Origin of the sequence: Micromonospora sp. BL1, assembly GCF_003667485.1 — a bacterium.
Classification (GTDB): domain Bacteria; phylum Actinomycetota; class Actinomycetes; order Mycobacteriales; family Micromonosporaceae; genus Micromonospora; species Micromonospora tulbaghiae.
This window is the reverse complement of record NZ_RCVK01000339.1, coordinates 1-10,388: the sequence shown is the minus strand read 5'-3', so window position 1 is coordinate 10,388 and position 10,388 is coordinate 1. Positions and strand designations below refer to the sequence as shown.

General features: G+C 73.3%; 12 protein-coding genes. 7 read left to right on the top strand and 5 right to left on the bottom strand.

From position 1 onward, the window contains the following. Positions 1-114 precede the first annotated feature (114 nt). On the top strand, positions 115-423 hold the full coding sequence (locus tag EAD96_RS25740) for an AzlD domain-containing protein (RefSeq protein WP_091421090.1): 309 nt from the start codon (positions 115-117) through the stop codon (positions 421-423). A 116-nt stretch (positions 424-539) separates the two neighbouring features. Here the strand turns inward: EAD96_RS25740 and EAD96_RS25735 are convergent, their stop codons facing one another. From EAD96_RS25735 to nadA, 3 genes are all read right to left on the bottom strand, one after another. Next, complete coding sequence (locus tag EAD96_RS25735) at positions 540-1,148, bottom strand: DUF3043 domain-containing protein (protein ID WP_120568747.1); 609 nt, start codon at positions 1,146-1,148, stop codon at positions 540-542. A gap of 79 nt (positions 1,149-1,227) precedes the next feature. After that, entirely contained in the window at positions 1,228-2,583 is a 1,356-nt protein-coding gene (murA, locus tag EAD96_RS25730) for a UDP-N-acetylglucosamine 1-carboxyvinyltransferase (protein WP_120568748.1), read from the bottom strand. 214 nt (positions 2,584-2,797) lie between these two features. Further along, positions 2,798-3,973 (bottom strand): quinolinate synthase NadA, encoded by a 1,176-nt coding sequence (gene nadA / locus EAD96_RS25725; protein WP_199733302.1) that lies wholly within the window; start codon positions 3,971-3,973, stop codon positions 2,798-2,800. Positions 3,974-4,016: 43 nt separating this feature from the next. On the opposite strand from nadA, the gene EAD96_RS25720 reads away from it, so the two are divergent. From EAD96_RS25720 to EAD96_RS25705, 4 genes are all read left to right on the top strand, one after another. Next, positions 4,017-5,177 (top strand): glycerate kinase, encoded by a 1,161-nt coding sequence (locus tag EAD96_RS25720; RefSeq protein WP_199733301.1) that lies wholly within the window; start codon positions 4,017-4,019, stop codon positions 5,175-5,177. Positions 5,178-5,317: 140 nt separating this feature from the next. Continuing rightward, positions 5,318-5,686, top strand: coding sequence for an iron-sulfur cluster insertion protein ErpA (gene erpA, locus EAD96_RS25715; RefSeq protein ID WP_120568749.1), 369 nt, complete (start codon positions 5,318-5,320; stop codon positions 5,684-5,686). A gap of 179 nt (positions 5,687-5,865) precedes the next feature. Then, entirely contained in the window at positions 5,866-6,840 is a 975-nt protein-coding gene (locus tag EAD96_RS25710; protein ID WP_121686075.1) for a carbohydrate kinase family protein, read from the top strand. Beyond that, entirely contained in the window at positions 6,837-7,379 is a 543-nt protein-coding gene (locus tag EAD96_RS25705) for an ATP-binding protein (RefSeq protein WP_121686074.1), read from the top strand. Before EAD96_RS25710 ends, EAD96_RS25705 begins: the two co-directional genes overlap by 4 nt. Here the strand turns inward: EAD96_RS25705 and EAD96_RS25700 are convergent. Together EAD96_RS25700 and EAD96_RS25695 are read right to left on the bottom strand one after the other, a co-directional pair. Then, positions 7,376-7,600 carry a sulfurtransferase TusA family protein gene (locus EAD96_RS25700; RefSeq protein ID WP_121686073.1) on the bottom strand — a complete coding sequence of 75 codons (225 nt, stop codon included), beginning with the start codon at positions 7,598-7,600 and terminating at the stop codon, positions 7,376-7,378. The genes EAD96_RS25705 and EAD96_RS25700 overlap by 4 nt on opposite strands. Continuing rightward, positions 7,597-8,748, bottom strand: coding sequence for a cysteine desulfurase family protein (locus EAD96_RS25695; RefSeq protein WP_121686072.1), 1,152 nt, complete (start codon positions 8,746-8,748; stop codon positions 7,597-7,599). Before EAD96_RS25695 ends, EAD96_RS25700 begins: the two co-directional genes overlap by 4 nt. A 171-nt stretch (positions 8,749-8,919) precedes the next feature. On the opposite strand from EAD96_RS25695, the gene coxB reads away from it, so the two are divergent. Both coxB and EAD96_RS25685 read left to right on the top strand, forming a co-directional pair. Further along, positions 8,920-9,891, top strand: a complete 972-nt coding sequence (gene coxB, locus EAD96_RS25690) for a cytochrome c oxidase subunit II (protein ID WP_121686071.1) — start codon at positions 8,920-8,922, stop codon at positions 9,889-9,891. Positions 9,892-9,901: 10 nt separating this feature from the next. After that, complete coding sequence (locus tag EAD96_RS25685) at positions 9,902-10,330, top strand: cytochrome c oxidase subunit 4 (RefSeq protein WP_120568755.1); 429 nt, start codon at positions 9,902-9,904, stop codon at positions 10,328-10,330. Positions 10,331-10,388 lie beyond the last annotated feature (58 nt).

Below are 10,388 nucleotides of genomic sequence, written 5' to 3'. Positions count from 1 at the left end.
ATCCGGAGTGCCGTCCGGCCCGGACGCCGCACCGGGCGGCGGTCCGGGCGGCGGTCCGGGCGCCGTGCCGGACGTGGCGGCTGATGGTCGGAGTGTGCGGGCCGGGGAGGTCTCGTGCTGATCGCCGTGATCCTCGCGCTGGCCGCCGGCACCTACGGCTTCCGCGTCGCCGGGGTGCTGCTGCGGGACCGGCTCGACCTGCCCGAGTGGGCCCGTCACCTGCTGCCGGTCGGCGCCGCCACGTTGCTGGCCGCGCTCGCCGCCACCGCGGCGCTCACCGAGGCCGGGGGCTTCGCCGGATACGCCCGGCCCGCCGGTGTGCTCGTCGGCCTGCTGCTGGCCTGGCGCCGGGCGCCATTCGTGCTGGTCGTGGTCGCGGCCGCGGCCACAACCGCGGTGCTGCGCCTGCTCGGCGTGGCCTGAGCGCGGCATCGGCGCGGCCCGCAGGGGCGTCGCGCGGGCGGCCCGGGCCGCTCCCGGCAAGACATCGGCCCCTCACTGCCGGGGCGGGAGGGGCCGATCGGTCCGGGTCGCCCCGGTCAGACCTTGTCGCCGATGTTCACCCGGGGCGCGGGCGCGCGCATCCGGCGGAACGTGATCGACCGCATGATCGCGTAGAAGTAGAGCGAGCCGAGCTTCTCGGTGCTCTTCGGGAAACGCTCGCGGACCAGCCGCTTGATCTTCCGGGAGATCAGCACCGAGTCGATCAGCACGCCGAGCGCCAGCGCGCCCCACAGCACGTTCGACAGCAGCCGCACGATCGGCGGCATGGCCTGGTTGGAGCCGAACAGCACGATCAGCGCGCCGCCGAAGAACCAGGTGCCGATCGTCCGCCGGGAGTCGACCACGTTGCGGGCCAGCAGCCGCTCCGGGCCCCGGTCACGCGGGCCGCCCTCGCGGCGGAACTCGGCGGCGGCCTCGGCGCGGGCGGCGCGGCGCTGCGCGCGGGCCTCCTCCTTGGTCAGCGGCTTGGCCGGCGCGGTCGGCCGGCGGCCGGCGACCGGGCGCTTCGGCGTGAGCTGCCCGAGTTCCTTCTTGCTGGGCGTGTAGCCCCGGGGGCGGGCGGCGGCGGACTCCTCGTCGGTCGTCACAGTGGTGACGGACTCCTCGACGAGGTCGGCGGACTTGCGGCGAAACAGCGACGGCACGCGGCAAGGGTAGCCAACCGGCCGCGCCCGGTGCACATCACGGGTGCACCGGGCGCGGCCGGACGAGTGAGCGGGACGGTCAGGGACGCTCGACGTGCGCGCCGAGGTCGGCCAGCTTGGCCTCGAAGTCCTCGTAGCCACGGTTGATCAGGTCCACGCCGTACACCCGGGAGGTGCCCTCGGCGGCGAGCGCCGCGATCAGGTGGCTGAACCCGGCCCGCAGGTCCGGGATGACCAGGTCGGCCGCGTGCAGCTTGCTCGGCCCGGCGATCACCGCCGAGTGCTTGAAGTTGCGCCGGCCGAAGCGGCACGGGGTGCCGCCGAGGCAGTCCCGGTAGACCTGGATGTTGGCGCCCATCGTGTTCAGCGCCTCGGTGTAGCCGAGCCGCTGCTCGTAGACCGTCTCATGGACGATCGACAGGCCCCGGGCCTGGGTGAGCGCGACCACCAGCGGCTGCTGCCAGTCGGTCATGAAACCGGGGTGCACGTCGGTCTCCAGCGCCACCGCGTTCAGCTCGCCGCCCGGGTGCCAGAACCGGATGCCGCCCTCCTGGCCCGGGCTGCCGCCGCGCGGCGGGCGCAGGTCGGTGACCTCGTACTCGCCGCCGACCGACCGGAAGATGTTCAGGAAGGTCATCATGTCGGCCTGCTGGGCGCCCAGCACCTCGACGTGACCACGGGTCGCCAGCGCCGCCGCCGCCCAGCTGGCCGCCTCGATCCGGTCCGGGATCGGCCGGTGCGTGTAGCCGTGCAGCTTCTTGACGCCCTGGATCTCGATCACCCGGTCGGTGTGCACCTTGATGATCGCGCCCATCTTCTGCAGCACGCAGATGAGGTCGATGATCTCCGGCTCGACCGCCGCGTTGCGCAGCTCGGTGACGCCCTCGGCCATCACCGCGGTGAGCAGCACCTGCTCGGTGGCGCCCACGCTCGGGTACGGCAGCGCGAACTTCGTGCCGTGCAGCCCGTTGGGCGCGGACAGGTGCAGCCCTTCCGGGGTCTTCTCGACCGTGGCGCCGAACTCGCGCAGCGCCTGGAGGTGGAAGTCGATCGGGCGCGGGCCGATGTGGCAGCCGCCCAGGTCGGGGATGAAGGCGTGGCCGAGCCGGTGCAGCAGCGGGCCGCAGAACAGGATCGGGATCCGGCTGGACCCGGCGTGCACGTTGATCTGGTCGGTGCTGGCGCTTTCGACGTTGGTGGGGTCGAAGACGAGCTCGCCCTCCTCGTCGCCGTCGCTGACCTTGACGCCGTGCAGGCCGAGCAGACCGCGGACCACCTCGACGTCACGGATACGCGGCACGTCGAACAGCCGGCTGGGTGTGTCGCCCAGCAGGGCGGCCACCATCGCCTTGGACACCAGGTTCTTCGCGCCGCGCACGCGGATCCGCCCTTCAAGCGGAGTGCCTCCGTGTACGACCAGGACGTCGTCGGTCAACGCAACCTCCAGCGCGTTGGGTGCTGCCGTGTCTAGTGATGGGTGCACGAAGTTCATCGCTACCCGGAACGCGGTCATGGGAAAACGGGCCGCGTGTGTCGTCGCCCCGGCAGCATAGCCCTCCGTGACGGGAATGGAATCGGTCACATCGCCAGCGAGGGCACGAACCGGGGTGTCCGGTGCGTTTCCGTGCCAGCAGGGTCACCGACGGTGATCAGGCTCCCGGAAGGGCGAGCATCTGGTCCAGCGCGGACCGGGCGTGTCGGGCGGTGTCCGGGTCGACGGTGATCTGGTTGACCACACGCCCGGCGACCAGCTCCTCAAGCGCCCAGACCAGGTGCGGCAGGTCGATCCGGTTCATCGTGGAGCAGTAGCAGACCGCCCGGTCGAGGAACATGATCTGCTTGTCCGGGTGGGCCAGCGCGAGCCGGCGTACCAGGTTCAGCTCGGTGCCCACCGCCCACGCCGAGCCGGCCGGGGCCGCCTCGATCGTCTTGATGATGAACTCGGTCGAGCCGACCAGGTCGGCGGCGTTCACCACCTCGTGGCGGCACTCCGGGTGCACCAGCACGTTCACGCCCGGCACCCGCTCGCGTACGTCGTCGACGCTGTCGAGCGTGAAGCGGCCGTGCACCGAGCAGTGCCCCCGCCACAGGATCATCTTCGCGTCGCGCAGCTGCTCCGGGGTCAGCCCGCCGCTCGGCTTGTGCGGGTCGTAGAGCACGCAGTCGTCGAGCGAGAAGCCCATCTCCAGCACCGCGGTGTTGCGGCCGAGGTGCTGGTCGGGCAGGAACAGCACCTTGCGGCCCTGCTCGAAGGCCCAGTCCAGGGCCCGCTTGGCGTTCGACGAGGTGCAGACCACACCGCCGTTGCGGCCGACGAAGCCCTTGATGTCGGCCGAGGAGTTCATGTACGTCACCGGCACGGTCTCGGCCGCGATGCCCAGGTCGGTGAGCGTGTCCCACGCGGCCTCGACCTGCGACAGCACCGCCATGTCGGCCATCGAGCAGCCGGCGGCGAGGTCGGGCAGGATCACCTTCTGCGCGTCCGAGGTGAGGATGTCCGCGCTCTCGGCCATGAAGTGCACGCCGCAGAAGACGATGTACTCCGCGTCCGGGCGGGCCGCCGCCTCCCGGGCCAGCTTGAACGAGTCGCCCGTCACGTCGGCGAACTGGATCACCTCGTCGCGCTGGTAGTGGTGGCCCAGGACGAACACCTTCGTGCCGAGCGCGGCCTTCGCGGCGGCGGCGCGGGCCACCAGGTCGGGGTCGCTCGGCGCGGGGAGATCACCCGGACACTCCACGCCACGCTCGGTGGCGGGGTCGCTGCCGCGGCCGAGGAGCAGCAGCGCCGTGGCGGTGTTGGACGGCTCAACCCAGGTCGAAGTCACGCCCCCATGGTCCCACAGCGCGACCACGGCGCAGCCGTCCCCGATGTGGCCTGCCACACTGCTGCGCATGCGCGTGCTGCTCTGTCCGGACAAGTTCGCCGGCACGCTGCCGGCCCCCGAGGTGGCCGCCGCGGTGGCCGACGGCTGGCGTGACGTCGCCCCCGGCGACGACCTGCTGGTCCGGCCCCTCGCCGACGGCGGGCCGGGATTCGTCGACGTGCTCGCCGGGGCGCTGGGCGGGCGCCGGGTGCCGGTGTCCACGGTCGACCCGCTGGGCCGCCCGGCCGCCGGTGAGATCCTGCTCACCGACGACGGCACCGCGTACCTGGAGAGCGCGCAGGCGTGCGGGCTGCACCTGCTCACCGCTGCCGAACGCGACCCGAAGGCGACCACCTCGTACGGGCTGGGGCTGCTCGTGGCCGCCGCGGTCGAGGCGGGCGCGCGCACGGTGGTGGTGGGGCTGGGCGGCTCGGCCACCAACGACGGCGGCGCCGGGATGCTCGTCCCGCTGGGCGTCACGCCGCTGGACGGCGCCGGCCGGGCCCTGCCGTACGGCGGCGCGGCGCTCGCCGGGGTGGCCGCGCTCGACGGGGAGCCCCGGCTGCGCGGCGCGACGCTCGTCGCCGCCACCGACGTGGACAACCCGCTGCTCGGGCTGCACGGCGCGAGCAGCGTCTTCGGCCCGCAGAAGGGCGCCGACCGGGCCGACGTGCTGCTGCTGGACGCCGCGCTGACCCGTTGGGCGGAGGTGCTGACGGAGCTGCTGCCCGGCTGCCCGTCCGGGCTGGGCGCGCTGCCCGGCGGCGGCGCCGCGGGTGGGCTCGGCGCGGCGGTGCTGGCGCTCGGCGGCCGGTGCGAGTCCGGCATCGGGCTGGTCACCCGCGCGGTGAGGCTGGACGCCGCGCTCGACGCGGCCGACCTGGTGATTACCGGTGAGGGCTCGTTCGACCACCAGTCGCTGCGCGGCAAGGTGGTCGCCGGCGTGGCCGGGGCGGCCCGGGACCGGGGCGTGCCCTGCGTGGTGCTGGCGGGACGGGTGAGCACCGGGCGGCGGGAGGCGGCGGCGGCCGGTGTCACCGAGGCGCACAGCCTGGTCGAGCACTTCGGCGGCGAGGAGCACGGGGGAGTGGACGCGGCGATGACCCGTCCGGCCGAGGGGCTGCGCGCGCTCGGCGCCCGCCTGGCGCGGCAGTGGAGCCGCTGACCGGTTCCGCTGGTCACGCCGCCGGGTGGTGACGCCGGAGGCGGCGTACGATCGAAAGACGGACCACACCGGGAATCACTGGCGGACGTGCGGCGTTGGCCAGGACGTCCGGACCTCATACCGCGCAGGGAGACTTCCACGTGACCACGCCAGCGCAGACCGAGTCGACCGAGGCCAAGGCCCCCAGCACCGTCGTCCTCACCGACGTCGCGGCGCAGAAGGTCAAGGCCCTGATCGAGCAGGAGGGCCGCGACGACCTGCGGCTCCGGGTCGCCGTGCAGCCGGGTGGCTGCTCCGGCCTGCGGTACCAGCTGTTCTTCGACGAGCGCTCGCTCGACGGTGACGTCGTCACCGACTACGACGGTGTCGAGGTCGTCGTCGACCGGATGAGCGCCCCCTACCTGGCCGGCGCCACCATCGACTTCGCCGACCGGATCGACGCCCAGGGCTTCACCATCGACAACCCCAACGCGGGCAGCTCCTGCGCCTGCGGCGACTCCTTCAGCTGAGTCGACGGACCGACCGGAAGCGGCGGGTCGCCCCGAGTGGGGCGGCCCGCCGCTTCGTCGTACCCCCGGGGTGTGACGCCCGGATGTGCGCCGATCGACCGGTTGGCGACCGACCGCGGTCCGGCCGGTCCGGGGGCCGGTAGGCTGACCGCGCCGTGCTCCCGACCCCGAGGGTTGACATGAAGATCGCCGTGACCGGCTCGATCGCGACCGACCACCTGATGAGTTTCCCCGGCCGCTTCGCGGACCAGCTCATCGCCGACCAGCTCGACAAGGTCTCGCTGTCCTTCCTCGTCGACGAACTGGTGCTCCGGCGCGGCGGCACCGCGGCGAACATCGCCTTCGGCATGGCCCAGCTCGGGCTGCGCCCGGTGCTGCTCGGCGCGGTCGGCGCCGACTTCGCCGACTACCGCTCCTGGCTGGAGCGCCACGGCGTCGACTGCGACTCGGTGCACGTCAGCGAGGTCGCCCACACGGCACGCTTCGTCTGCACCACCGACACCGACATGTGCCAGATCGCCTCGTTCTACGCCGGGGCGATGAGCGAGGCCCGCAACATCGAGCTGGCCCCGGTGGCGCAGCGCCTCGGCGGGCTGGACCTGGTGCTGGTCAGCGCCAACGACCCGGCCGCGATGATCAGGCACTCCGGGGAGTGCCGGGACCGCGGCTACTCCTTCGTCGCCGACCCGTCGCAGCAGCTCGCCCGGATGGACGGCGAGGACGTGCTCGGTCTGGTCGACGGCGCCGACTACCTGATGACCAACGAGTACGAGAAGTCGCTGCTGCAGAGCAAGGCCGGCCTCACCGACGAGCAGCTGCTCGACCGGGTCAAGGTGCGGGTCACCACGCTGGGCAAGCAGGGCGTGGAGATCGTCGGCCGGGAGATCGGCACGATCCGGGTGCCGATCGCGCGGGAGATCCAGGCGGTCGACCCGACCGGCGTCGGCGACGGCTTCCGGGCCGGTTTCTTCGCCGCGCTCGACTGGGGCGTCGGCCTGGAGCGGGCGGCCCAGGTCGGCTGCCTGCTGGCCACGCTCGTGCTGGAGAACTTCGGCGGCCAGGAGTACGAGGTCCGCCGCGACCTGTTCGTGAAGCGACTCGCCGAGTCGTACGGTGACGCGGCCGCCGAGGACGTCCGGCCGCACCTGCTGTGACCGCCCCGGCCGGCGGGGTGGACCCGGAGGTCCGCCCCGGCTCCGGCGGTCCGGTGCTCGTCGCGTTCGCCGGGCTGCCGGGCGTGGGCAAGACCACGCTCGCCGCCCGCGTCGGCACCGCCCTGCGCGCCCCGGTCCTGCCGGTCGACCCGGTCGAGCGGGCCCTGCACCGCTACGGCCTCACCGGCGACGTACCCGGCATGGCCGCCTACGGCGCGGTCGCCGGGCTGGCCGAGGTGCAGCTCGGCCTCGGGCTCAGCGTGGTCGTCGACGCGGTGAACCCGGTCGCCAGCGCCCGGGGCCTCTGGCACGACGTGGCCGAACGGGCCGGCGTGCCGCTGCGGGTGATCGAGGTGCACTGCGGCGACGAGGCGGAGCACCGCCGCCGGGTCGAGGCCCGCCCGCCCGAGGAGCACGGCACCTGGGAGCAGACGCTGCGCCGCCGGGCCGAGTACGAGCCGCTGATCGGCCCGCGCCTGGTGGTCGACACCGCCGTGGCGGCCGACCCGCTGCCCGGCATCCTCGCCTACCTGCGCTAGCCGCTCACCCGGACGTCGTAGGCGGGCCCCGGGCGCTCGGCCAGGAACTCGTGGCCACGCATCCGGCACCAGGCCGGGATGTCCACCGCCGCGGCCGGGTCGTCGGCCAGCACCCGCACCACCGCACCGGCCGGCAGGCCGGGCACCAGCCGGGCGAGATTGATCACTGGTAGCGGGCAGCGCTGCCCCCGGCAGTCCAGCACCTCGTCCGGCTCGCTCACAGGTCCGTCACCCCCGCCTCGGCCCGCAGGTCCGCCACGATCCCGGGCAGCTCGGCCAGGAACCGCTCCACGTCCGCCTCGGTGGTCTCCCGGTGCAGCGACACCCGCACGTTGCCGTGCGACAGCACCCCCATCGCCTCCAGCACGTGTGACGGACGCAACGTCGACGACGTGCACGACGAGCCGGAGGACACCGCGAACCCGCGCCGGTCCAGCGCGTGCAGCAGCGCCTCGCCGTCGACGTACAGGCAGGAGAACGTCACCAGGTGCGGCAACCGGTCCACCGGGTCGCCGACCACCTCCACGTCCGGCACCTCGGCCGCCACCCACGCCCGGATCCGGTCCACCAGCGGACCCAGCCGGGCCGCCTCCGCCGCCGCGTCGGCCGCCGCCGCGCGCAGGCTCGCCGCCGCCGCGACCACCGCCGGCAGGTTCACCACCCCGGGGCTACGCCCCGACTCCCGCTCGTCGGCCGGGTACGGCGACTCCCAGCGGGTGCCCTTGCGCACCACGAGCAGCCCGACGCCGGGCGGCCCGCCCCACTTGTGCGCGCTGGCGGTCAGCACCGACCAGCCCGACGGCAGCGGCGCCCGGCCGGCCAGCTGCGCCGCGTCCACGTACAGCGGCACGCCCGCCTCGGCGCACAGCTCCGCCGCCGCGGGCACCGGCTGCACCGTGCCCACCTCGTGACTGGCCCCGATCAGCGCCGCGAGGGCCACGCCGGGCGCGGCCACCGCCGCCGCCCAGGCGTCCAGGTCCAGCCGGCCCAGCCGGTCCACGGGTACGGACACCGCCGCGCCGCCACCTGCGGTGTGTCGCTGCGCGGCGTGCAGCACCGCCGAGTGCTCGATCGCCGAGTGCACCAGCGTCGCCCCGGCCCGCCGCCGCCCGGCCAGGCCACCGAGCACGGCGGCGTGCGCTGCCGTCGTACCGCTGGGGGTGAAGGACAGCTCGTCGGCGCGGACGCCGAGCGTCTGCGCGGCGGCCTCCCGCGCGGCGTCGAGGAGCTGGCGGGCCCGGCGGGCCGGCGCGTACAGCCGGGCCGGGTCGGCCCAGCCGTCGTCCAGGGCGGCCAGCATCGCCTGCCGCGCGACCGGATGCAGCGGCGCCGCGCTGGCGGCGTCGAGGTAGACCGGGGAGACGCTCATGACGCTCCACGCTATCGCCCGGTTACGCCCAAGATCCCCCCGATGGGGGTGGACAGCGACCCCAAGACGGCCTGGCCGGTCATGGTCGAGTAATCTGCGACCGTCGGTGACGCCTTTGCCGTCGGTGTCAAGGAGAACAACCGCCGCGGCGCGCTAGGGAGGCAGGACCAGGTGGTCGCAAGGAGTTCGGAGGTACGGCGCTCGGCCGTACGGCACAGCGCTTCCCCGGGGGCCGGTGGACGCCGGCGGCGTGGTGCTGGTCGAATCGCCGGGCTCGGTCTCGGCGCGGCGGCGCTGCTGGTCTCGCTCACCGGCTGTGACGTCGGCAAGGCGTTCGGTGGGTTCGGCTGGCCGCAGGGCGGCATCACGCCCGAGTCGCACCGCATGTACGACCTGTGGATCGCGTCCTGCATCGCGGCGCTCGCCGTCGGTGTGTTCGTGTGGGGCCTGATCTTCTGGTGCGTGGTCCGCTACCGCAAGCGCGGCAACGAGCTGCCGGTGCAGACCCGCTACAACCTGCCGATGGAGTTCCTCTACACCATCGCGCCGATCCTCGTGGTCTCCGTGCTCTTCTACTACACGGCGGTCGTGCAGACCGACGTGGTGAAGGAGTCGAAGAACCCGGACGTCACCGTCGAGGTCGTGGCGTTCAAGTGGAACTGGCAGTTCAACTACCGCGACGGCCAGGGCCGCGACGCCAACACCGTCGCCTCCGTGCTCGGCACCAGCGAGGTCATCCCGGTGCTCGTGCTGCCCAGCGGCCGCTCGATCCGCTTCGAGGAGACCAGCCGCGACGTCATCCACTCGTTCTGGGTGCCGGAGCTGCTGTTCAAGCGGGACGTCATGCCGGGCAACGTGCGCAACACGTTCGAGGTCTCCAGCATCGACCAGGAGGGCGCGTTCGTCGGCCGCTGCGCCGAGCTGTGCGGCAGCTACCACGCCTTCATGAACTTCGAGCTGCGGGTCGTCTCGCCGGAGAAGTACGACCAGTTCCTGGCGGCCAAGAAGGCCGGCAAGTCGACCCAGGAGGCGCTCGGCGCGATCGGCGAGCCGGAGTACGCCACCGAGACCAAGCCGTTCGACACCCGGCGCGACGTGAACAACTTCAACCCGTCCGACGCGACGGCCGGCGCGGGAAGCTGAGGGGTCCGGCATGAAGACCGAGTGGAAGATCTTCCTGACCATCGCCACGTTCCTCCTCGGCGCGACGATCCTCTACGGCGCCTGGACGTACGCCGACAGCGACGGTCGCATCGAGTGGATCGGCACTGTGGCGCTGCTGCTGTCCTTCCTGCTCTGCGCGATGTGCGGCGGCTTCTTCTGGTTCGTCTCCCGCCGTATCGACCTGCGTCCCGAGGACCGGCCGGACGGCGAGATCGCCGACGGCGCCGGTGAGGTCGGCTTCTTCAGCCCGGGCAGCTACTGGCCGTTCGGTCTGGCGCTGGCCGCCGCGATCGCCGGTCTCGGCCTGGTGTTCTGGCAGTTCTGGCTGCTGGGGCTGGGCCTGGTGGCGGTCGTGTTCGCCACCTGCGGGCTGCTGTTCGAGTACTACTCGGGCACCCGCCGCACCGCCGAGCACTGACCCGAAGCACCCCGCAGGCCCGCCACCCCCTCCCGGGGGCCGTCGTTTATACACATCT

Excerpts from the sequence above, each read along its gene's own strand:
- EAD96_RS25720 (WP_199733301.1), top strand. The coding sequence starts at position 4,017 with ATGTGGCCTGCCACACTGCTGCGCATGCGCGTGCTGCTCTGTCCGGAC.
- EAD96_RS25710 (WP_121686075.1), top strand. The coding sequence starts at position 5,866 with ATGAAGATCGCCGTGACCGGCTCGATCGCGACCGACCACCTGATGAGT.
- EAD96_RS25695 (WP_121686072.1), bottom strand. The coding sequence starts at position 8,748 with ATGAGCGTCTCCCCGGTCTACCTCGACGCCGCCAGCGCGGCGCCGCTG.
- EAD96_RS25685 (WP_120568755.1), top strand. The coding sequence starts at position 9,902 with ATGAAGACCGAGTGGAAGATCTTCCTGACCATCGCCACGTTCCTCCTC.